The sequence below is a fragment of the Rathayibacter rubneri genome (assembly GCF_023743255.1).
In the GTDB taxonomy this organism is placed as follows: domain Bacteria; phylum Actinomycetota; class Actinomycetes; order Actinomycetales; family Microbacteriaceae; genus Rathayibacter; species Rathayibacter rubneri.
In genome coordinates this window covers 38,407-59,484 of sequence record NZ_JAMRYM010000007.1, presented here as the reverse complement: position 1 = coordinate 59,484, position 21,078 = coordinate 38,407, and the positions used below count along the sequence as shown (strand labels likewise).

Here is a 21,078-nt window from a genome sequence, read left to right as displayed (position 1 = left end):
GGCGGCGGGCGTGACAGGATCGGCGCATGGACGAAGACCGCTCCCCGGCCGACCACGACAGCCAGTACGTCGAACTCGCGGTCGAGGTGTTCGCGATGCTCGCCGACGCCACCCGCGTGCGCATCATCCTCGCGCTGCGCGACGGCGAGCGCTCGGTCACCGAGCTCGCCGCACTGGTCGAGAAAGCGCCGACCGCCGTGTCGCAGCACCTCGCGAAGCTCCGCCTGGCCCGCATGGTCACCACCCGCCACGACGGCACCCGCGTCTTCTACCGGCTCGTCGACGAGCACGCCCGGCAGCTCGTGACCGACGCGATCTCCCAGGCCGAGCACTCGGTCGACTCCTCGCCCCGCCACCACCGCCTCGCCTCGGCGGACCACGCCCACGGGGAGCACGCGACGTCGGCTCGGAGCTGACCCCGGCCGGGGCGCGGCGGGACGGTCTCCGGAGGCCGGGCAGACCCCGGAACGCGGCCACTCGTCACGACCGCTGGTCGCGAGTGGACGCGGAACGGTCCCCGGAGCGCACGCAGGGCCCGGATCGCGACGACCGGATGAGCCCGCCGAGCACGAGTGGACGCGAAACGGGCACTGGAGCCCGCGCACGGCCCGGATCGCGACCACTGGACGAGCCCACCTGCTGCGACTCGACGCGGAACGGGGACCACCGCGTGCGCGGGGCCCGATTCGCGTCCACTCGGCGCGCCCGGTGCCCGGGCACGGACCCCGCCCAGAGCCCGGCTCGCGGCCGGTCGCGCCGTCACACCCTCCGGGTCGACGCCCGCTCGATCAGGCGCGTCTCTAGCTCGATGCGCGTGGCGCGGGTGCTCGGTGAGAGCGGCACGGCCGACTGGTGGGCCTGCAGCAGCATCCGGAACGCCGCGGCGCCCATGTCGGCGATCGGCTGGTGCACGGTGGTCATCGGCGGCGCCGCCCAGGCCGACTCGCGCACGTCGTCGAAGCCGACGACGCTGAGATCGTCGGGGATCCGGAGCCCGAGCTCCTGGGCCGCGTCGTACACGCCGAGGCCCATGATGTCGGAGCAGGCGAACACCGCGGAGGGGCGCGAGGACGCGGCCAGGAGGGTCGCCGCGGCGGCGCTGGCCCGGCGGCGGTCCCAGTCGCAGTGCAGGATCCGGTCGCGCGGCACGTCGAGGCCGGCCTCGCGCAGGGCGCTGGTGAAGCCGTCGATGCGGGCGCTGCTGTAGAGGTGGGTGCGGGTGCCGCCGACGATCGCGAAGCGGCGGTGGCCGAGGGCGAGGAGGTGCTCGGCGGCCATCCTGCCGCCGTTCCAGTTCGTCGCTCCGATGCTCGCGACGTCCAGCGGCGGGCGGCTGATCGGGTCGACCACGACGACCGGGATGTCGGCGGTGGTGAGCAGGTTCAGCTGCGCCGAGGTGGTGTCGACGAGCACCACGATCGCGCCGAGCGAGGGGCGGCGCAGGAGGCGGCTGATCCAGTCGCTGTCGCGGCGGGCCACGGTGAGCACGAGGTCGACTCCGGAGGCGGCCGCCGTCTCCTCGATGCCCGCCAGCACGCGGCTGATCCAGGTTCCGTCGAGGTGACCGACGACGACGTCGATGATGCGCGGGGCGTGCCGGGTCTCGCCTCCCGCGCGCAGCTTCGAGACGCGTCGGTAGCCGAGGTGGTGCGCGGCCTCCATCACGCGGCTGCGCGTCGCGTCCGAGACGTCGGTGCCGCCGTTGAGCACCTTCGAGACCGTGGGGACGCTGGTGCCGGCGGCCTCGGCGATCTGGGCCATCGTCGGCTTGCGCGACACGGCTCCGCTGCTCGTCATGCCCACACGGTAGCACCGGCGGCTTGCGCAACTTCCGCCCAATATGTTCTTGCGGAAGCAAAATCCTCCCCGCACTATGGGCAAGCGATCAACGGAGACGCTCCACGGATTGCGCAACTTGTTCACTGTCGAACGCGATGCCATCGCAGAGAGGTCAGCCCGTGACCACGAACACCCCCTCCTCCTTCCTCTCCCGCAGGACCCTGCTCGGCGGCCTCGGCGCCGCCGCCGCGGTCGCGGGCCTCGCCGCCTGCAGCTCCCCCGGAGGAGGCGGCGGCGGCTCCACCCTCGACTTCTGGAACATGCCGTGGGGAGGCTCGGAGTACACGCCGCTCGACACGAAGATCGCGACGTCCTACACGCCGGCCGACGGCCTGCCCGCGGTCCGCTACCAGGCCGTGCAGTGGTCGAACTTCACCGCCACCTTCGCCTCGGCGATCGCCTCGAAGACCGGACCCGCCGTCAGTAGCGGCAGCGGCACCCAGGCGTTCCAGTTCGCCGAGCAGGGCGCCATCGCCTACGCCGACGACCTGCTCGAGAGCTGGAAGGGCAACGGCCTCTACGACGACTTCCTCCCGGGCGTGCTCGACACGATGAAGACGCCCGACGGCTACGCTGCCGTCCCCTACAACCTCGACATGCGGGTGCTCTGGCACTCGAAGTCCCTGCTCGAGGAGGCCGGCGTCGAGCCGCCGACCGACTGGCAGTCCTACCTCGACGCGTGCGAGGCGCTGAAGAAGAACGACGTGTACGGATTCGCGATCTCGGCCGGTCCGCAGAGCAACGGCGCGCAGATGCTCGTCGGCCTCATGATCAACAACAGCGGCGGCCTCTTCGACGAGGAGCGCAAGCCCAACGCGGCCACCCCCGCCAACATCGAGGCGATGGAGTTCGTGGCCGAGATGCTCGCCAAGGGCTACATCGACCCGGGCGCCGCGGGCTACTCGACCACCAACATGTACTCGCAGTGGAAGGCGCGCAAGAACGCCATGGGCTTCGAGGGGTCCGGCCTCGCCTACCAGCTGGGCGGCGACCTGCTCGAGGACGTCGTGGTCGGCGATCCGCTCGTGAGCGCCGCCGGCACGAAGGGGGCGCTCTACTTCCCGAACAACATCATGATGTACACGAACACCCCCAGCCAGGAGGGCTCGGAGGCGTTCCTGACGTACTACTACCAGAACATGGCCCCGCTCTGGACGCAGGGCACGGGCATCGGCCTGCCGGTGCTGAAGTCGATCGCCGAGACCCCCGAGTTCCGCGCCGACGCCAACGCGTCCAAGGCCATCGACGTCTGGCAGCCGATCAGCAGGACGTGGGCGGCACCCGGCAACGACGCGCTCTTCGCCGACGTCACGCTCGTGGACAGCACCAAGCCCATGACCGACTTCGCGCAGGCGCTGCTGTCCGGCTCCTCCTCCCCCACGGAGGCGCTGACCGCGCTGCAGAAGACGCTGACGTCGTGAGCGAGTCGACCCCCGTCCTGGTGGGCGGCCCGTCCGCCGAGGCGGCGCGGGCCGGCGGCCTCGCGAACGCCCGGCGCGGAGTCGGCGTGTCGGGAGGCGGTCCCCGCCGCACGCCCGCGCCCGCCGGCTCCCGGCGCCGCCCGGTGCTCACCGCCCGCACGCTGACGCTGCTCGCGTTCGCGCTGCCGTCGGTCTTCCTCCTGGTCCTCATCAACGTCTATCCGGTGGTCTACGCGTTCGTGCAGTCGCTGCGCGACGGCAGCCTGATCGACGCGGGGCCGTTCGTCGGCGGAAGGAACTACGTCGACGTGCTCACGTCGCCGGCGTTCGCGCAGGCCGTCGGCTTCACGGTGACCTTCACGCTCGTGGGCGTCTTCGGCAGCTGGCTGGTCGGGCTCGGGCTCGCCCTGCTGCTGCGCACGCGGATCCCGGCCGGCGGGCTGTTCAAGGTGCTGCTGCTGATGCCGTGGATCGTGCCGGTCGTGGTGTCGGCGACGTCGTGGAACTGGCTCGTCGCCACTCCGCAGAGCCCGCTGCCGGTGCTCGCCAAGGCCCTCGGCTTCGGCGACGTGCTCTTCCTCGCCGATCCGGCCCTCGCCCAGATCACGGTCTGCGTGTTCAAGGTGTGGGTGAGCTTCCCGTTCATGATGATGATGATCTCGTCCGCGCTCGCCGCGGTCGACACCAACGTCTACGAGGCGGCGAAGGTCGACGGAGCGACGCCCTGGCAGTCGTTCCGGCTGATCACGATGCCGCTGATCGCCCGCACCACGTACATCTCGTGGATCCTGATGACGATCTTCTGCGTCAACGACTTCCCGACGATCTTCCTCCTGACCGGGGGCGGACCGGTGAACGCGACGACGTCGCTCGTGGTGCTCGCGTACCAGATGGTCTTCCAGAACTTCCAGACCGGGCCGGGCGTCGCCATCGCGTTCCTGATGACGGCCGTGCTCGTCGTCGTCTCGGTCGTCCTGTACCGCCAGATCCGGAAGGTGGACGTCGAATGACCGCCGTCGCAGCCCGCACGTCGCCCGCGCAGGGCCGCTCGCCGCACAGCAGCCCGGACCGGGGCCGCACGCACCGCGACCGCGAGGACCGGGGCCGCTGGCTCCGCTTCACCGTGATGCTCGTCATCACCCTGCTGGTCCTCGCCCCGATCGCCGCCGTGTTCGTGCTGTCGACGCAGCCGTCGCTCGGCTCGACGACCACCGACTCGTTCACGCTCGAGAACTTCGAGCTCGTGTTCAGCCGCTCCAGCGTCGCCACCTGGCTGGCCAACAGCCTGGTGATCACGCTCGTGACCGTCGTCGTCTCGGTCGCCGTGGCCGCTCCGGCCGGCTACGTGCTCAGCCGGGCGCGCAACCGCCTCGTCTCGGGCTACTCGCTGCTGCTCTTCGTCGTGCAGTCGCTGCCGGTCGTGACCGCGATCATCCCGCTGTTCATCCTGTTCGCGAACCTCGGCCTCGTCGACACGCTCGCGGGCGTCACCGTCGTCTACGTCGGCGGCACGATGTCGGTGGCGATCTGGATGATGGCGGCCTACTACGACTCCATCCCCATCGCACTCGAGGAGGCCGCCTGGATCGACGGAGCGAGCCTGTTCGGCTCGTTCACCCGCATCGTGCTGCGCAACTCCCTCCCGGGGCTGCTCTCGACGGCGATCTTCTCGTTCCTGCTCGCCTGGAACGACTACCTGATCGCGGTCGTGTTCCTCCGCGCCGACAGCAACTACACGCTGCCGGTGGGCCTGCAGAGCTTCTTCCAGCAGAATGCGACGGACTGGGGGCCGGTGATGGCGGTGGCCGTCGTCATGATGCTCCCGCCGATCATCCTGTTCGTCTTCCTCAACAAGCACTTCAGCGTCGGCGGCATCGGCGGAAGCCTGGCCGGTCGATGACCCTCCACGAAAGGACACCCATGACCTCCGATCGACCCCGCAGGAGCGCGCTGATCGTGCGCGGCGGATGGGACGGGCACCAGCCCGTCGAGGCGACCGAGCTCTTCGTCCCGCACCTCGAGGCCCACGGCTTCGACGTGCGGATCGAGGAGTCGACCGCCGTGTACGCCGACGCCGACTACCTGCCGACCGTCGACCTCGTCGTGCAGTCGATGACCATGAGCACGATCGAGGCCGCCGAGGTCGCGGGGCTGCGCGCCGCGGTCGAGGCGGGCACGGGCCTCGCCGGCTGGCACGGCGGCATCGCCGACTCGTTCCGCAGCAGCGCGGACTACCTGCAGCTGATCGGCGGGCAGTTCGCCGCGCACCCGGGCAAGCACCCGAGCGAGCTCACCGGCGAGCAGGCCGACAACTACCGCCCGCACCGCATCACGCTGACCGAGGCGGCGGCCGAGCACCCGATCACGCAGGGGCTCTCGGACTTCGACCTGGTCACCGAGCAGTACTGGGTGCTGCACGACGACTACCTCGACGTGCTCGCCACGACGACGCAGGAGGTGCGGGAGTGGGACCCGTGGACCCGCCCCATCACCTCGCCCGCGATCTGGACCCGCCAGTGGGGCGCCGGGCGGATCTTCGTCTCGACGCCCGGGCACCGCGTCGAGGTGCTCGAGGATCCGAACGTCCGCACGATCATCGAGAGGGGCCTGCTGTGGGCGGCGCGCTGAGGGTCGGCATCATCGGCGTCGGCAAGATCAGCGAGCAGTACCTCGCGAACCTGCCGACCTTCCCGCAGCTGCGCCTGGTGGCGGTGGCCGACCTCGACCTCGACCGGGCGCGCGCCGTCGCGGCCGAGCACGGCGTCCGCGCCCTGAGCGTCGACGAGCTGCTCGCCGACCCCGAGGTCGACTGCGTGCTCAACCTCACGATCCCGGCGGCGCACGTCGGGATCGGCACCCGCGCCCTCGAGGCCGGCAAGCACGTCTTCGCCGAGAAGCCCCTGGGCCTGGACGCGGTGGAGGCGGCCCCGCTGCTCGACCTCGCGGAGCGCCTGGGCCTGCGGGTCGCCAGCGCCCCCGACACCGTGCTCGGCACCGGGATCCAGACCGCGCGCCGGGCTCTCGACTCCGGACTCATCGGCACGCCGATCGCCGCGCAGGTGCACTGGTCGGCGCCGGGGCACGAGCGCTGGCACCCGGCCCCCGCCTTCTACTACCAGCCGGGCGGCGGACCGCTGCTCGACATGGGCCCGTACTACCTGAGCTCGCTGGTGCACTTCTTCGGCGCGGTCACCCGCGTCTCGGGAGTCGCGACGCGCTCGGACCGCGCCCGCTCGGTCGAGTCGGGTCCGCTCGCCGGCACGCCGCTGCCGGTCGCGGTCGACACCCACATCAGCGCGCTGCTCGAGCACGCGAGCGGAGCGACCACCACGCTCACCGTGAGCTTCGAGGTCTGGCGCACCCGCAGTCCGCTCTTCGAGGTCTACGGCACCACCGGCACGCTGGCCGTGCCCGATCCGAACCACTTCTCGGACCCGGTCGAGGTGTCGCTGCGCGACGAGCCCGAGTGGTCGGCGCTGGAGGACTCGGCCGGAGTCATCGACACGGGCCGCGGGGTGGGGCTGGCGGATCTCGCCGACGCCCTGCGGCACGACCGCCCCGAGCGCGCCTCCGGACGCCTCGCCCTGCACGTGCTCGAGGTGATGGACGCGATCCTGCGCTCGAGCGCCGAGGGCGTCGTCGTGCCGATCGCGAGCCCGGTCGAGCGGCCGGAGCCGGTGCCGCTGCAGACGCCCGCGGGCGACCTGCTCGAGGAGGTGCGGTCGTGACGGCGGAGCTGCGCGTGGCCCTGATCGGCCACGCCTTCATGGGGCGAGCACACGCCCACGCGTGGCGCACTGCGCACCGCTTCTTCCCGCTCGCCCTCGAGCCTCGCCTGGTCGTGGTCGCGGGCCGCGACGAGGGCCGGACGCGTGCTGCCGCCGCCGAGTTCGGCGCCGACGAGTGGTCGACCGACTGGCGCGCGGTCATCGCCCGCGACGACATCGACCTCGTCGACATCGTCACTCCGGGCGACCAGCACGCCGAGATCGCGATCGCCGCGCTCGAGGCGGGCAAGCACGTGCTCTGCGAGAAGCCGCTCGCGCGCTCCGTCGAGGAGGCGGAGAGGATGACCGCGGCGGCGTCCCTCGCCAGCGGCACCGCGACCTGCGGCTTCAGCTACCGGCGCACCCCCGCGCTCGCGCTGGCGAAGCGCTTCGTCGAGAACGGCCGCCTCGGCGAGATCCGGCACGTGCGGGCGCAGTACCTCCAGGACTGGCTGAGCGACTCCGAGGCCCCGCTGACCTGGCGGCTCGACCGCTCGAAGGCGGGCTCGGGCACGCTCGGCGACATCGCCGCGCACAGCATCGACACGGCGCAGTGGCTGACCGGGCAGAGCATCGACTCCGTCTCTGCGGTGCTGCGCACCTTCGTCACGGAGCGGCCGGTGCTCGCGACGCAGTCGGGGCTGGGCGGTCGCGCGGAGGCGGACGCGGAGCGCGGCCCGGTCACGGTCGACGACGCGGTGGCGTTCACCGCGAACCTCAGCGGCGGTGCACTCGGCGTCTTCGAGGCCACGCGTCTGGCACTGGGCCGCCGCAACGCCAACCGCATCGAGATCAACGGCGAGCGCGGCTCGATCGCCTTCGACTTCGAGCGGATGAACGAGCTCGAGTTCTTCGACGGCACCGACCCCGACGACGCGCAGGGCTTCCGCCGCATCCAGGTGACGGATCCGTCGCACCCCTACGTCGGCCACTGGTGGCCGACCGGCCACGGCCTGGGCTACGAGCACGTCTTCACCCACCAGGTCGTCGACCTGGTGACGGCGATCGCGGAGGGGCGCGCGCCGACCCCGTCCTTCGCCGACGCCCTGCAGGTGCAGCGGGTGCTCGACGCGGTGGAGCGCAGCGCTGCGGACGGTTCGCGGATGACGGCCGTCTGACACGGTGCGTTCGCAACGGAGGAAGGATGCCGCGGGCGAGGTCCGGGACGCGTGTCCGCGGGCGGCCCCGGGCATCCTTCCTCCGTCGTGAACGCGACGCGATCGGACAGGGATTCAGCGATCCGACGTCGAGAGATCGATCGGTCCTAGAGCTGTCGGCGTGACGAGGGGACCCTGTTCGAGGATCGCTGACACGATGATCCACGCTCGCTCGGACAGGGAATCGCCCGGGTAGAAGTCTGTGAAGAACGCGTCGGCGTCCTCGATCGTCCGGATGTCGCAGAGCGCGAGGAGCTGACGGATGTCGTCGGTGTCGCGCCCGGGACGGTTCGCGCGGAGCTTCATCGCGAGGAGGGTCTCTGCGCCGGCGATCTGGATCACGATGAGGCCGTCGTCGTGGATCGTCTCCCAGGTCGGGGTCCGTCCGAGGAGAGGCTCCCCTCCCGTCGCGGTGACCGCGAAGTTCAGCCACCCGCGCTCCCAGCCTCGGCGAATGCCGACGCGATCTGCGGCTTCCGCCACAGCGGCGTCGGCTCCCGGCCGGACGTGCAACGCGTCCACATCCGCCGTACTGCTTCTCTCGTAGTGCCTCAGCGCCAGAGCCGCGCCCCCCACGATCCGCAGCCCCACCGGTTCTCCGGCGGCACGCAGCTCGGCCACGAGGTCGCGGAGCGCTTCGATGAGGTCGTCCCGATCGAGGAGGGCCACGTCAGACGCTCGCGAAAGTGTCGCGCCACGCCAGCACCCCGTGCCGCAGGAACTCCTCCGGCACGTCGCCCTGCGCCGGCGCAGGGTCGGCCGGGTCGACTCTCAGCACGCGAGAACGGAGCAGCCTGCGACTCGGCTCGGCGACCCATCCGGGCAGCGGGACGTGCTCCTCACCGAGACGCCACGACACGAGGGCGGCGATCGCCGCATCCCACACCTTCTGCCCCGTGCTCTCGGGCGCCGTCACCGCCAGCACGCCGCGAACGAGGCCCCGCTCGGCGAGCAGGTCGTCGTTCAGCTGGAGGAGATGTCGCAGCGCTCCGTGCCGATCGCCGCGTTCGAGACGGGCCCGGATCCGAACCGCGGCCGTCGCCGCGTCGTCGCGCCGCGTGGGCGCCGCGTACAGCCGATGCCCCGATCCGGACAGCAGCCGATCCACGGTGGCGAAGCGCGGGCTCTCCTGATCGTGCTCGGAACGTGAGACGCGGGCCTGATCCACCCCCGTCCGCTGTGCCAGCTGGTCCTGCGTGAGGTTCCCGGATTTGCGGGCGGCACGAAGGAGGACTCCTGGAGAAATCACGGTCGCCGCCTCTCTATGCGATAAAGAGCATACCAGCGTCTTTAGTCGATTCACCTCGAGCGGGTCTTCTCACGGGTGAAGGGTGCCGGCTTGCTCCTTCCGCAGCGTCATGTGGTGCGCTGGACTCACGTCCGCCCGAGGAAGGCCCCCATGCACCCGTCACTCATCCCGCCGCGCCAGGTCATGATCGGCGACGCCGCTGCGTTCGTCGGCACCACTCCGCGGGCGATCCGGCACTACCACGGGATCGGGCTGCTCCCGGAGCCCGAGCGGGGCGCGGACGGCCGACGCCGGTACGGCCACGAGCAGATCGTCCGGCTGCTGTGGATCCGGCGGATGGCCGATGCGGGGATCGCCCTGGACGACATCCGGGACGCGTTCGCCGACGCGTCGCCCGCCGAGGCGGGGCGAGCGGTGCTGGAGCGGCTCGAGCGGAGCCTCGCCGCGCAGGAGGCGGAGCTGCAGCGGCAGAGGGCCGCCGTGCGGAGCATGCGCGGCAGCGGCAGCCGGGCGGGGCTGCTCTCGGACCTCGTGACCGCCCGTCTCGAGCGGGTGCCCGAGGGGTCGATCCGGCAGACGGACCTGGACACCCTGCTCGTCACCGAGCGGATCCTCGGTCCGCTCGGGGCGGCCGTGCAGGCGGGGCGCTTCCTCGCCCTGGCCACCCATCCGGGTCTGCGGGAGGAGTCGGACCGGGTCGACGCGGCCGAGGAGGCACTCGACGACACGGTCGCCGTCGACGACCCCCGCGTCGCGCAGGTCGCCGCCGAGCGGTACGCCTTCGAGCAGGTGCTGCGGGCCGTGATCGAGGCGTCCGGCCAGGACCGGGACGACGAGGCGCTCTTCGACGAGTGGGACGCCGCGCATCCCGACGGCGTCGAGGGCGAGAGGGAGATGAGCGCGGTCGAGGCCGTCGGCAGGCTGCCGTACGACTTCTCCCCCGCCCGCCTGCGCTGCCTGGAGCTGGTCGTCGAGCTGGAGGGCTGGGAGGGCGGGAGCACGGCGGCGGGGTGACGTCGACGGAGACAGGAGGACGGATCTCCTCCGTCGCTCAGTGCCCCTGCGCCGCGGGGATCGGCTCGTCCGCCTGCCGCCCTCGCTGAGCGGAGTCGGCGGCGGCATCGAAGCCGCGCCTGTTCTCGACGATCGTCTGCTGATGCTCCCCGACCCAGTCGCCGACGGCGAAGGCGACGGTCTGCAAGGAGCGTCCGAGATCGGTGACCTCGTACTCGACACGGGGCGGAACCTGCGCGTACACGGTGCGCGAGACGAGTCCGTCGCGCTCGAGGGCGCGCAGAGTGACCGTGAGCATCCTGCGCGAGATCCCCGGGATCGTGTCGGCGATCTCGGTGAAGCGCAGGCGATCGCTCCCGAGGACGCCGATGACCAGGAGGGTCCACTTGTCGCCGATGCGCGACATCAGTGATCGGAACAGCTCCGGCGACTCCCCCGAGCAGAGCTGGTGCATGGAGGGCATGGACTCGCTGAGGCGTTCCTGGAGTGCCCGGCCCCGATCACCGTGGGACATCGCTCCTCCTTCGGTCACCGCGGGGTAACAGGGGCTCGATTGCGGTAACGGGATCAGAGCGTACACAGTTACTGCCGGTAACCACAGCGGTTCACCACCCTGCCACCGGCGGGGCGACAGCCCGAACACGCTCGGATCGCACGAGCGGAGTTCTGAGAAGGAGAAGAATGTCCCTGTTCCGTCTGGACGCCAGCATCCGCATCGAGGGGTCGACGAGCCGCGCTCTCGGAGACATCGTCGAGAGCGAATGGCGAGCCGCGCACCCCGATGCCGCGATCGTCCGTCGCCACCTCGGCTCCGACCCCCTCCCGTCGACCTCGTGGTCGGACGCGGTGGCGGGATCGATGACGCCTCCCGAGGCCCGGAGCGCCGCGCAGAACGAGGCTGCCGCTCTGGCAGCCGCGCTGACCGACGAGCTCGAGGGAGCCGACGCGCTCCTCTTCGCGGTGCCGCTGTACAACTTCGGCGTCTCGCAGCACTTCAAGACGTACGTCGACCTCGTGCTCACGGACCCGCGCATGGCTCCCGGGCGGACCCCCTCGATCGCCGGCAGGCCGGCCGTGCTCGTCACCGTGCAGGGCGGCAACTACGCCGCCGGGACTCCCCGGGAGGGATGGGACCACGCGACCGCGTGGATGCGCCGGATCCTCGAGGACGTCTGGGAGCTCGACCTCGAGGTCGTCACCCGCGAGTTCACCCTGGTCGGAGTCAACCCGAGCCTGGACCGGTTCACGGACATCGCGGAGGAGCTCAGAGCCGTCGCCGAGGAGCGCGCCGGGCACCACGGTCGCACCCTCGCGGCACGACGGGCCGCCTGAGTCGGGGCGCCCTGCGCGCGCGCGACGCCGTCGCGATCCAGCGCGCGCTCGGGACGGTCGCACGAGGCGGGGTCGGCTCTCCGCCGCCTCTCGCCCTCGCGGGTGCCGGCCGAGGACGTGCCCGAGCTCACCGCCGGGTCGCTGAGCCGGCTCCCCTCGCGTTCCCCTCGCGGGGACGGAGGAGGATGACTCCATGCGGTTGATGACGCGGATGTCCGACTCCGGCCCGATCACGGTGGGGCTCGTGCACGGGCTCGGCGCGAGCGGAGCGACGTGGCAGCCGCTGATCGACCGGATGATCGCCGACGGCCGGTTCACCGTGACCGCGGTCGACCTGCGCGGACACGGTGACAGCGCCCGAGCCTCGTCGTACGGGCTCGAGGCGCTGGCCGACGATCTGGTCGAGAGCCTCCCCGCCGGGCTCCACTGCCTCGTCGGCCACTCGCTCGGCGGATCGGTCCTCGTCCGCGCCGTCGCGCGTCTCGCTCCAGAGCGCGCCGTCTACCTCGACCCCGGATTCCAGCTCGCCCTGCCGACCACCGGCCTCGCCGGGCGCCTCTTCTGGACCGTCCCGCTGCTGAGCCTCGGAGTGGCGCAGGCGCTCCGCGCGCGCCGCAGCGCTGCAGCGACTCCCCTCGGCGCGGACGCCCGGGCCCTCGTCGAGCAGGCCGGGGCGCAGTTCGATCGGAGGATGGCGGTCGGGGTGTTCCGCGACGTCGCCTTCCACCCGCTCGCCGCCGCGGCGCCGGCGGTGCCGTCGACTCTCGTGCTGTCGGACGAGTCCCCCTCGGTGGTCTCCGACGATCTCGTCGCCGCGCTGGAGCAGCTCGGCTGGGGCGTCCGCCGCCTCCCCGGTCTGCACCACGACCTGCACCTCGAGGACGCCGATCGCACGTTCGAGGCGCTCCGGGACCTGCTCTGACTCCCCGGCGCACGGCCGGGGTCCTTTTCCTCCTCGGCGCGATCGTGTACGTCGGCGGAGAGGCGATCGCCGCGGGCGCGTTCCCGGGTTACAGCTACGCGGCGAACTACATCAGCGACCTCGGGGTGCCGGACGTCGAGGTCTACCAGGGCCGCACGATCGACTCGCCGCTGAGCGCCGTGATGAACGCGGCCTTCGTGCTGCAGGGCCTGCTCTACCTCGCTGCCGCGGTCCTCGCCGCGCGCGCCGTCCGTGCCCGCCCCGCGTTCGTCGGTGCGGCGGTCGCCTTCGCCGTGGGCAGCGCTCTGATCGGCGTGGTGCACGGGAGCGCGGCGAGCGCCGCGAGCGGGATCGGCGGGCTGCACGTCCTCGGCGCCGCGCTCGCGATCATCGGAGGCAACACCGCGTCGATCCTCGCGGGCGTCACGGCCCGACGGGGCGCGCCGTGGTACGCCGTCGCGAGCATCGCCCTCGGCGCGCTCGGGCTCGCGGGCCTCGTCCTGCTCCGGATCGACTCCGGCTCGGCGGGCCTCGACCTCCTGCCCGACGGGGTCTGGGAGCGGATCGCCGTCTACGCGATCACCGCGTGGCAGATCGTGACGGGGATCGGACTGCTGCGGCGCGCCCGCTGAGCAGCGGCGCCGCGGAGGGCGGGCGCCGCCCGGGCGGGTCGGGAGACCGGGGGTCCACGAGTGGACGCGGAACGGGGTTTCCGCTCCTCGCAGGCCCCGGTCGGCGTCGACTCGCTGCACTCCGGCTCCGTGAGACGACACGGACCGGGCGCTCGGCACCGGCCGGACCCCGGACGGCGCTCGCTCACGCCGTACCCGCTCCGCGAGACGACACCGAACGGGCCCTCGACACCAGCTGCGCCCCGGACGGTGTCGACTCGCGGCACATCGGCTTCGCGAGACGACACCGAACGGGCGCTCAATGCTGCGCAGGCCCCGGCCGGCACCCACTCGCCGCCCGGCATCACGGGACGACGCGGACCGAGTCCTCAGGCCGGCGCAGGATCCCCGGCAACGGAGGTTCCATCTGCCGGGACGCCCGTGCACTCGGAGGTGTACGGCTGCCACTCCACGACGATCGACCCGGGCGGCACCGCGCCCACGTCCATGCCGTAGCCCGCGAAGTCGCGCTCGACGTACCGGCAGCCCGCGGAGTCGGCGCCGGGGAGCACCCGGTACGAGTCGGTCTGGAACAGGGTCACGAGGAGCGTCAGCGGCACCGCGATCACCAGCGCGAGGAACCCGAGGACACGGAGGATGAACGCCGCCGCCCCGGCGAGGAACGATCGCGGCTCCTGCTCGCGCGGCGGAGCCTCCTCGGGCAGCAGGAAGAAGCCGACGAGGGTGGCGAGGACAGCGGCTCCCGTGAGGGCCAGCTCGATCTGCAGCCAGGTCGGCACCCAGGTGCCCAGCACGAGCGTGACTCCACCGAGTGCCCCGTTCGTCGGGAGGAACGACCACGGCTCGAAGCGCGCGGCGAAGACGAGGATCCCGAGCACCACGACGGCGACGAAGAGCAGGACGCCGACGCGCAGCAGGATCCCGCTCGCTCGCTCGCTCATGGCCGACTCCTCCCGGACCGGACGGCTCGTGCGGACGGCGTCGGCGGGACGCGGCACGGCGGTCGGCACCGTGCCTGAAGGGTAGCCGCGGTGATCGAGGTGCGCCTCGGCGGCGGGCCGAGCACGCTGACGCGGCTCGTGTTGCCGTCGGCGCCGTTCACGACGCTGCAGGTGCGTCCGGGACGGAGCGAGCGGACGGCCGGGACCGCGCGGGACCCGGAGCTGCGCGAGTAGTCGCGGACCGGGACCTCGACCACGCTCAGCGCCCGGATCGCGTCCATCGACGACTCCGCGCGCTCACGAGTGGACCCGGATCCGGCGCTCGGTCCAGCGCAGGGCCCGACGCGCGACCACTCCTCCTGCCCCGCGACGGCGGTCGGCCGATCCCCTCCGACCCGAACGGAGGGGACCGGCCCCTGGAGCCCCGCCCCGCGCTCCCGTCCTCAGAGGAGGGGAGCACGGGGCGGGGAGTGCGCGGCTAGAAGACCTGCCACTCCTTGATGCCGAGGCTCCCCTTGCCCGACACGGTGCCCCGGGCGGTCAGCAGCAGGCGCAGTCGCGTCGTGCTGACGGGCGCGAACGTCACCGTGTTCCAGCCGTTCGCCGCGGTGCCGTAGCCGCTCGGCGCGGCCACCGGCCTCCACGCCGCTCCGTCCCAGTACTCGGCGCTCCACGACGAGGGCACCGAGATGCCCGTGCCGGAGGCGTCGAGGTTGTCGACGAAGTACGTGGCGAGACGGCGGACCGTGGTCGCGGCACCCCAGGTGTACTGGACCCACTGCTGACCCACCTGCGGGTAGGCGCCCCACGTCGTGGCGTTGTCGTCGGGGACCACGTCGCGCGAGGTCTGCGGCTCGGAGCCGTCGTTCAGACCGGTGACGCGGTTCCAGCTCGCGGTGAAGGACGCGGCGGCGGCGGCGGTCGCCGCGAGGTTCGCGTCGCGGACGATCCGCACGACCGGGGCGGCCGCGCTCGTGGTCGGCACGGCGACCCTCACCGGGGAGCGACCGTCGCTGCGGACGGTGGCGACCGCGGCTCCGCCGTCGACCGTCACGGAGTAGCTCCCGGCGGGCAGGTTCACGAGGTCGATCCTCGGAGCGAAGCCCGCGCCCCGGGTGTTGCGCAGGGTGAGCCGGATGTCGGCCCCGCGCTGCTGGATCTCGGCCCGCGTGTAGGTGCCCCGCTCGATCCGGATGTCCAGCTTGCCGAGAGTGAAGAGCGTCATCCGGCGGCGCACGCCGTCCTTCGGGACGAGCACGATGCCCGTCGCCGTCGTCGTCATGTCGGCGCCGTACGCGTAGGGGCCGACGATCGGGTCGTCGACGACCGCCACCGTCGCGGTGCGCAGTCCGCCCCAGAAGCCCAGTGCCGCCTCGCCCGACCAGGCCCACCAGCCGTCGAGGATCGGCATGAAGCCGTACTCGTTGGCGCCCTTCTCGCTCTGGTAGATCCACGACGCCGCTCCGATGTTGCCCGCGAGCGGGCTGATCTGACCGGAGTTGATGTTCGCCCAGCCCGAGAGGTACGCGCCGTTGGTCGAGCGCACCGAGTCGGCGAAGTCGCGGCTCGCGGTGTCGCCGTAGGTGAGGAGGTAGTCGTGCTGCTGCCACGCCCCGAGCTGGCACTCGTAGCCCAGGTTCCACCACGACTCGCCCATGTGCCGGTTGTCGGAGCCGTAGAAGTACCAGAGCGGCTGCATCCCGCGGCAGGTCAGCGAGGCCTTCTGCACCTTGTCGGCCAGCGCCCGGTTGCCGTACTTCTTCGCCAGCAGGTACGAGACCTCGAACCCGGTGGTGTCGATGCTCATCTCGGACCCGAAGGGGTACTTCTCGGCGAAGAAGAAGTCGCGCTTGGGGAGGAGGTAGCGCTCGATCGCGTCGGCGTCGGCCGCCATCCCCTCGGCGCGCAGCGCGGCGATGATGTCGGGGTAGGTGTGCTCGCCCATCATGCCGTGCTTGATCGCGCCGTCCCCGATCGGGCTGGGCAGGGGGATCTTCGTGAACATCGCCTCGAGCGTCTTGAACGCGAGCCGGAGGTACTCGGACGCCGACCGCCTGGTCAGCGTCGGCTGCCCCTGCGCGATCCGGTACATCGCGTAGTACGTGTTCGCGATGTGGATGTAGTTGTAGGAGCGCCAGACGCCCTGGTCGTTCGGGGTGCCGTCGCGGCCGTCGTACCAGCGGTACACCTGGTAGGTGAGCTGACCGGCCGAGTCCCTCCGCCCCTGCAGGTAGCTCAGCAGGAAGGTGTCGATGTACTTGTCGACCGCGGCGATCTCGCCGGCGACGGGGGCGTCGATGTTCTTCTCGGCCAGGAACACGGCCGGAGCGTGGCCGAGGTCGTCCGAGCCGCCCGCCATCCACTCCTTCCAGCCGCCGCCGGGGTAGTCGTCCCAGGTGACGAGCTTCTGGTTGCTCATGTCCCACTGCAGGAACGCGCCGTTGTAGCCGCGGGTGGTCGTCGCCTGCTGCTTGGCCGCGATGAACGCGGCGTGCATCCCGATCAGCTTCTCGATCGGCTCGATCGAGTAGTACTGCAGGACCGAGGTCTTCGTGCCGCCGTAGGTGACGGTGACGGAGCTCGCTCCGAGCTGAGGCAGGCCGATCTCGTAGAGGGAGTAGCCGTTGCGGGTCCCCTTCGACACGACGGTGACGCCGCGTCCGGCCTGGCCGACGACGGAGGTAATGCCGGCCCTGGCCCGCAGCGCGAGGGTCGCCTTCGTGTCCTGCGGCACGACCATGCCGGGGAGCGAGACGACGTCGACGACTCCGGAGTCGAAGAGCACGTCGCGCAGGTCGGTCGCGTCGGCGGCCCAGCGGAAGGTGAAGCCGTAGGTCTTCTCCTGACCCGGTGCGAGCGTGAGCGAGGTCGAGGGCAGGTAGGACCCCGCCTGATTGCGGCGCCGGGGCACGACGGCCGTGGAGTGGAGGTAGAACTCGACGAGCCCCTCCCACGACGGGTCCTGCTCGGCGAAGGGCCCTTCGCCCGGGCGGGCCTTGTCCTTGAACTCGAGCGAGGTGCCGTCCTGCGGGACGAGGACGAGAGTGGAGCCGTCGCCGTTCGGGCGCTGCCAGGTGATGTACGAGCCGTCGCGGCCGAGGAAGGAGTGACGGGCCACGTTCTTCTCGTAGATGCCGGTCTGGTTGCCGCCGTCCCACCAGGCGTTCATGAGGAACGGGATGCCGATGTCGAGGAACTCGAGCGACTCGGTGGAGGTGTTGCGGAGCGTCATCGTCCAGCTGACGCGGTCGCGCAGGGTTCCGGTGAGCTGGTAGCGCTGCGTGAGGGCGAAGTCGCGGATGCCGTTGGCGTCGGCGGCGCGGCCGGAGTAGGCGACCGTGACCGCGTCGGCCGAGGTCGAGACCGTGCGGATGTCGTCGGAGCGGCCGGTGACCATGGCGGTCCCGCCGGTCGCGGCGCCCTTGCGGACCGAGAAGACGGCGTCGCCGGTCCAGCGCGAGTCGTCGACCGAGAAGATCGGGCGGACGTCGGGGTTGGCGACGTAGTTGGTGCCGTACCCGTCGCGGGGATCCGAGAGGACGAACACGCCTCCGGTGGCCCGGTCGACGCGGAAGTCGAAGGCCGGCGAGGAGAGGTCGGCGGTGGGGCCGAGGGCGAAGGCGGACGACGGAGCGGCGTTCGCGACGAGTGCCGCTGTGCCGGCGGCGCCGGCCGCGCCGAGGAGGACGGTGCGGCGGCGGGGGCCGGGGCCGGAGCTCGAGGAGGACGAGGGGACGAGGGTCATGGGGTCTGCTTTCACATCGATGGGAAAGAGGAGGCCGAGGAGGCGGGCGGCGCCGAGGATCCACGAAAGCTTTCTTCGCGAGAACGGTGGCGGACGGCCCTTCGGCCGAAAGAGGCGAAATGCCTTTCGACAGTAAAGACCGCGCAGTGCGGTGTCGTCAAGACGGGGACACGGGACGCACAGGAAGCGGATCCGGCGACAGCGGCCCGGCCGTCCGCGACGCATCGCCGCACACCGACTCCTCCCCGGGAGCGCCCACGGCTGGTCCCCTCCGCTCCGGGCCGTCCGGCCCGACCGTCGCGCCGCGCACGGGTCAGACTCGACGGACCCCTCGATCCCGGAACGGAGAACCGTGCTCACCGGACTCGGCGCCTTCCCGCTCACGCCCCTCCGCGACGTGCCTGCCGCGGCCGGTCCGCGGTCCGGGCGCCTCCGCCCGGGCTCGGGTCGCGGAGGTCGTCGCGACGCTCGACCCGGATGCGCGCGCCGGCCGAGGAGCGGTCGCTCCTCCGGCCGTCAGCGCCGCGCGATCGTCGAGCCGCGGATCACCAGCCGCGTCGGGAGGTACTGCGTGCCCGAGGCGGGCGAACCGCCGATCGCCTCGAAGACGCGGTGGGCCGCGGCGCGCCCCAGCTCCTGCAGGTCGGCGTCGATGCTCGTCAGCTGCGGACGCGCGTTGGTGGCCAGGACGAGCCAGTTGTCGAAGCCGACGACGGCGACGTCCTCGGGCACCTTCCGGCCCAGGTCGCGGGCGCTGTCGAGGGCTCCGCGGGCGATCTGGTCGGAGCCGCAGACGATGCCGTCGAGGTCGGCGTGGCGCTCGAGCAGCACCGCGGTGCCGTCGCGGCCCCACGACTCCGACCACTCCGAGAACATCACGTCGCTCACGAGCTCGAGATCGGCGTCGCGCATCGCATCGCGGACGCCGCGCGCGCGGTCCTGCGCGGCCTGGTAGCTCGGATCCCCGGTCAGGTGGGCGATCCTGCGACGCCCCAGCCCCAAGAGGTGCTCGGTCGCGAGCCGACCGCCCTGGTAGTTGTCGGCGGCGAGCGAGACGTCGGTCGGATCCTCGGACGGCGCGTAGACGTAGACGACGGGCACCGGCAGATCGTGCCCGAGCGAGGGCCGGGGGTTCGTGCTGCTGCCGACGACGAGGATCCCGTCGACGCGGCGGTTGAGCAGCGCCGCGAGGTGGTGCTGCTCGCGGATCGCGTCGCCCCGGGCGTCGCAGAGGAAGACATTGACGGCGCCGGCGCCGAACGCGTCCTCAGCGCCCATGAGGATCGGGATGACGAAGCGGCCCTCGAGGTCGTTCGTGAGGATGCCGACGGTGCCGGTCCGGCCCTCGACGAGACTGCGGGCGAGGGCGTTCGGCGTGAAGGACAGCTCGCGCGCCGCCTCCATGACCTTGACCCGGGTGGCCGGGGCCACGCTGCGGCCGTTGATGGCCTTGGACGCCGTGGCCATCGACACGCCGGCGAGCTTCGCCACATCGCTCAGGGTCGAGGTCCTGGATCCTGACGATCGTGATTGCGCCATGTTTTCGCCTCCGTTACGCAACGGTAACAGTCGGCACTCTTGACGGTGGCGCATCGGGTCGTCTTTACTGAGCGAAACGCATTTCGGTGTTTTCGTTCGACCTGGCGCCAGCCCCCACCAGGTCGGCTCACAGAAGCTCAATGAGGAGAAAGATGAACGTCACTCATCGTCGGTTCGGCCGTCTGGCCGCCGCCGCACTCGCCGGAGCGATGGCCCTGTCGCTCGCCGCCTGCTCGGCCTCGGCCGGAGGCGGCACCGCCGACCCGGCCGCCGGCGGCGCAGAGGGGACGGACGACGGCACCACGCTCACCCTGTGGACCCGCGCCCCGCTCGAGAAGCAGGCCAAGGCGCTCGTCGAGGCCTACAACGCCAGCCACGAGAACCAGGTCGACCTGACCGTCGTCCCCAACGACGACTACGTCGCGAAGGTCGGCGCCGCCGCCGGCTCCGACGGACTCCCCGACCTGTTCGCGGCCGACATCGTCTACATGCCGAACTGGACCGAGCAGGGCCTGTTCCAGGACCTCACCTCGAGCATCGACGGCCTCGACTTCAAGGACTCGATCAACGAGGGCCACCTCGCGGCAGGCACCTACGACGACAAGGAGTACGCGCTCCCCTTCGTCCTGGACCTCTCGATGCTGTTCTGGAACAAGGAGCTGTACGCCGAGGCCGGCCTCGACCCCGAGCAGGGCCCGAAGGACATGGCCGAGTTCGCCGAGCACGCCAAGGCGATCCAGGCCCTGAACAAGCCCGACACCTACGGCACCGCCACCGGCCTCAACTGCGGCGGCTGCCTCGTCTTCACCTGGTTCCCCACCATCTGGGCGGGCGGCGACGAGGTCATGAACGAGGACGGCACCGAGTCGCTCCTCGCCAGCGACACCGCCAAGGAGGTCTACTCCACCTGGAAGGACCTCTGGGACTCCGGAGCGGTGCTCCCCTCCTCGCAGGACGAGGCAGGCCCGACCTGGACGGCCGGCTTCACCGAGGGCAAGGTCGGACTGCAGTTCTACCCGGCCACCCTGCTCTCCTCCACCCCGTTCGAGGCGGGCGTCTCGGGCATCCCGGGCCCCGACGGCGGCAGCTCCACGTTCGTGGGCGGCGACGGCATCGGCATCTCGAAGGACTCCGAGAAGTCGCCCCAGGCGTGGAACTTCCTCAACTGGATGATGTCGGAGGACGCCCAGGTCGGCGTCCTCGCCAAGAACAACGACGTCGTCTCGCGCTCGGACCTCGCCAGCAACCAGTACTCGGAGCTCGACCCCCGTCTGGTCACGATCAACGAGGTCGCGTCCGAGGGCGACACCCCGTTCTCGACGAGCTTCCAGCAGGCCTTCAACGCACCCAGCAGCCCCTGGCTGACCCTCGTGCGCGACGCGGTCCTCGGTGACGGCGAGTCCGTCGACGCCGACAACGACGCCATCACGTCGATCCTCGGTCAGTAGGCCGCCCCACCCGCCCGCTCGGGCCGGACGCCTCCCCCGGCTCCGGCCCGAGCGCCCCACAGAAAGCGTCAG

The 21,078-nt window shown here is 71.6% G+C and carries 19 protein-coding genes; 12 read left to right on the top strand and 7 right to left on the bottom strand.

The features are described 5' to 3' along the window. The first annotated feature begins 26 nt into the window (after window positions 1–26). Window positions 27–416: an ArsR/SmtB family transcription factor gene (locus NB037_RS03895; RefSeq protein ID WP_251943877.1), complete on the top strand. Its 390-nt coding sequence runs from the start codon at window positions 27–29 to the stop codon at window positions 414–416. A 343-nt stretch (window positions 417–759) separates the two neighbouring features. Here the strand turns inward: NB037_RS03895 and NB037_RS03890 are convergent, their stop codons facing one another. Further along, window positions 760–1,797, bottom strand: a complete 1,038-nt coding sequence (locus tag NB037_RS03890) for a LacI family DNA-binding transcriptional regulator (protein ID WP_251943875.1) — start codon at window positions 1,795–1,797, stop codon at window positions 760–762. Window positions 1,798–1,958: 161 nt separating this feature from the next. Here NB037_RS03890 and NB037_RS03885 point away from each other — a divergent pair, with 161 nt between their 5' ends. The 6 genes from NB037_RS03885 to NB037_RS03860 all read left to right on the top strand — a co-directional run bounded on the left by NB037_RS03885 (window position 1,959) and on the right by NB037_RS03860 (window position 8,145). After that, the gene (locus tag NB037_RS03885) at window positions 1,959–3,260 is read left to right on the top strand and encodes an ABC transporter substrate-binding protein (protein WP_251943873.1); all 1,302 of its coding nucleotides are present in this window, start codon (window positions 1,959–1,961) and stop codon (window positions 3,258–3,260) included. A gap of 167 nt (window positions 3,261–3,427) precedes the next feature. After that, window positions 3,428–4,270 carry a carbohydrate ABC transporter permease gene (locus tag NB037_RS03880; RefSeq protein ID WP_372490691.1) on the top strand — a complete coding sequence of 281 codons (843 nt, stop codon included), beginning with the start codon at window positions 3,428–3,430 and terminating at the stop codon, window positions 4,268–4,270. Further along, a complete protein-coding gene (locus NB037_RS03875; protein WP_251943868.1) occupies window positions 4,267–5,160 on the top strand; it encodes a carbohydrate ABC transporter permease in 894 nt (297 codons plus the stop codon). Before NB037_RS03880 ends, NB037_RS03875 begins: the two co-directional genes overlap by 4 nt. Before the next feature lie 20 nt (window positions 5,161–5,180). Further along, on the top strand, window positions 5,181–5,888 hold the full coding sequence (locus NB037_RS03870; protein ID WP_251943866.1) for a ThuA domain-containing protein: 708 nt from the start codon (window positions 5,181–5,183) through the stop codon (window positions 5,886–5,888). Further along, window positions 5,873–6,988 (top strand): Gfo/Idh/MocA family protein, encoded by a 1,116-nt coding sequence (locus tag NB037_RS03865; protein WP_251943863.1) that lies wholly within the window; start codon window positions 5,873–5,875, stop codon window positions 6,986–6,988. The genes NB037_RS03870 and NB037_RS03865 overlap by 16 nt, the downstream gene beginning before the upstream one ends. Beyond that, window positions 6,985–8,145, top strand: coding sequence for a Gfo/Idh/MocA family protein (locus NB037_RS03860; RefSeq protein ID WP_308202042.1), 1,161 nt, complete (start codon window positions 6,985–6,987; stop codon window positions 8,143–8,145). The genes NB037_RS03865 and NB037_RS03860 overlap by 4 nt, the downstream gene beginning before the upstream one ends. A 114-nt stretch (window positions 8,146–8,259) precedes the next feature. Here the strand turns inward: NB037_RS03860 and NB037_RS03855 are convergent, their stop codons facing one another. Then, the gene (locus tag NB037_RS03855) at window positions 8,260–8,853 is read right to left on the bottom strand and encodes a hypothetical protein (protein ID WP_251943861.1); all 594 of its coding nucleotides are present in this window, start codon (window positions 8,851–8,853) and stop codon (window positions 8,260–8,262) included. 1 nt (window position 8,854) lies between these two features. Continuing rightward, complete coding sequence (locus NB037_RS03850; RefSeq protein ID WP_251943858.1) at window positions 8,855–9,433, bottom strand: helix-turn-helix domain-containing protein; 579 nt, start codon at window positions 9,431–9,433, stop codon at window positions 8,855–8,857. A gap of 150 nt (window positions 9,434–9,583) precedes the next feature. Here NB037_RS03850 and NB037_RS03845 point away from each other — a divergent pair, with 150 nt between their 5' ends. After that, window positions 9,584–10,447, top strand: coding sequence for a MerR family transcriptional regulator (locus tag NB037_RS03845; RefSeq protein ID WP_251943855.1), 864 nt, complete (start codon window positions 9,584–9,586; stop codon window positions 10,445–10,447). Between the two features lie 37 nt (window positions 10,448–10,484). On the opposite strand, the gene NB037_RS03840 is transcribed toward NB037_RS03845, so the two are convergent. Continuing rightward, a complete protein-coding gene (locus NB037_RS03840; protein WP_251943853.1) occupies window positions 10,485–10,961 on the bottom strand; it encodes a winged helix-turn-helix transcriptional regulator in 477 nt (158 codons plus the stop codon). Window positions 10,962–11,128: 167 nt separating this feature from the next. Here NB037_RS03840 and NB037_RS03835 point away from each other — a divergent pair, with 167 nt between their 5' ends. From NB037_RS03835 to NB037_RS03825, 3 genes are all read left to right on the top strand, one after another. Beyond that, a complete protein-coding gene (locus NB037_RS03835; RefSeq protein WP_251943850.1) occupies window positions 11,129–11,779 on the top strand; it encodes an FMN-dependent NADH-azoreductase in 651 nt (216 codons plus the stop codon). Window positions 11,780–11,972: 193 nt separating this feature from the next. Next, complete coding sequence (locus NB037_RS03830; protein WP_251943848.1) at window positions 11,973–12,701, top strand: alpha/beta hydrolase; 729 nt, start codon at window positions 11,973–11,975, stop codon at window positions 12,699–12,701. A gap of 44 nt (window positions 12,702–12,745) precedes the next feature. Then, a complete protein-coding gene (locus NB037_RS03825) occupies window positions 12,746–13,333 on the top strand; it encodes a DUF998 domain-containing protein (RefSeq protein ID WP_251943846.1) in 588 nt (195 codons plus the stop codon). A gap of 368 nt (window positions 13,334–13,701) precedes the next feature. Here the strand turns inward: NB037_RS03825 and NB037_RS03820 are convergent, their stop codons facing one another. From NB037_RS03820 to NB037_RS03810, 3 genes are all read right to left on the bottom strand, one after another. Then, on the bottom strand, window positions 13,702–14,274 hold the full coding sequence (locus tag NB037_RS03820; protein ID WP_251943844.1) for a hypothetical protein: 573 nt from the start codon (window positions 14,272–14,274) through the stop codon (window positions 13,702–13,704). Between the two features lie 478 nt (window positions 14,275–14,752). Continuing rightward, on the bottom strand, window positions 14,753–18,019 hold the full coding sequence (locus NB037_RS03815) for a DUF5695 domain-containing protein (protein ID WP_251943842.1): 3,267 nt from the start codon (window positions 18,017–18,019) through the stop codon (window positions 14,753–14,755). A gap of 516 nt (window positions 18,020–18,535) precedes the next feature. Next, window positions 18,536–19,510, bottom strand: coding sequence for a LacI family DNA-binding transcriptional regulator (locus tag NB037_RS03810; protein WP_308202041.1), 975 nt, complete (start codon window positions 19,508–19,510; stop codon window positions 18,536–18,538). Window positions 19,511–19,710: 200 nt separating this feature from the next. Between NB037_RS03810 and NB037_RS03805 the strand changes: the two genes are divergently transcribed. Continuing rightward, window positions 19,711–21,006, top strand: a complete 1,296-nt coding sequence (locus NB037_RS03805; protein WP_251943838.1) for an ABC transporter substrate-binding protein — start codon at window positions 19,711–19,713, stop codon at window positions 21,004–21,006. Window positions 21,007–21,078 lie beyond the last annotated feature (72 nt).

Bases quoted from the DNA above. Each gene is read 5' to 3' on its own strand.
- NB037_RS03835 (WP_251943850.1), top strand. From the start codon at position 11,129: ATGTCCCTGTTCCGTCTGGACGCCAGCATCCGCATCGAGGGGTCGACG.
- NB037_RS03895 (WP_251943877.1), top strand. From the start codon at position 27: ATGGACGAAGACCGCTCCCCGGCCGACCACGACAGCCAGTACGTCGAA.
- NB037_RS03870 (WP_251943866.1), top strand. From the start codon at position 5,181: ATGACCTCCGATCGACCCCGCAGGAGCGCGCTGATCGTGCGCGGCGGA.
- NB037_RS03890 (WP_251943875.1), bottom strand. From the start codon at position 1,797: ATGACGAGCAGCGGAGCCGTGTCGCGCAAGCCGACGATGGCCCAGATC.
- NB037_RS03840 (WP_251943853.1), bottom strand. From the start codon at position 10,961: ATGTCCCACGGTGATCGGGGCCGGGCACTCCAGGAACGCCTCAGCGAG.
- NB037_RS03815 (WP_251943842.1), bottom strand. From the start codon at position 18,019: ATGACCCTCGTCCCCTCGTCCTCCTCGAGCTCCGGCCCCGGCCCCCGC.
- NB037_RS03845 (WP_251943855.1), top strand. From the start codon at position 9,584: ATGCACCCGTCACTCATCCCGCCGCGCCAGGTCATGATCGGCGACGCC.
- NB037_RS03875 (WP_251943868.1), top strand. From the start codon at position 4,267: ATGACCGCCGTCGCAGCCCGCACGTCGCCCGCGCAGGGCCGCTCGCCG.
- NB037_RS03820 (WP_251943844.1), bottom strand. From the start codon at position 14,274: ATGAGCGAGCGAGCGAGCGGGATCCTGCTGCGCGTCGGCGTCCTGCTC.
- NB037_RS03830 (WP_251943848.1), top strand. From the start codon at position 11,973: ATGCGGTTGATGACGCGGATGTCCGACTCCGGCCCGATCACGGTGGGG.
- NB037_RS03805 (WP_251943838.1), top strand. From the start codon at position 19,711: ATGAACGTCACTCATCGTCGGTTCGGCCGTCTGGCCGCCGCCGCACTC.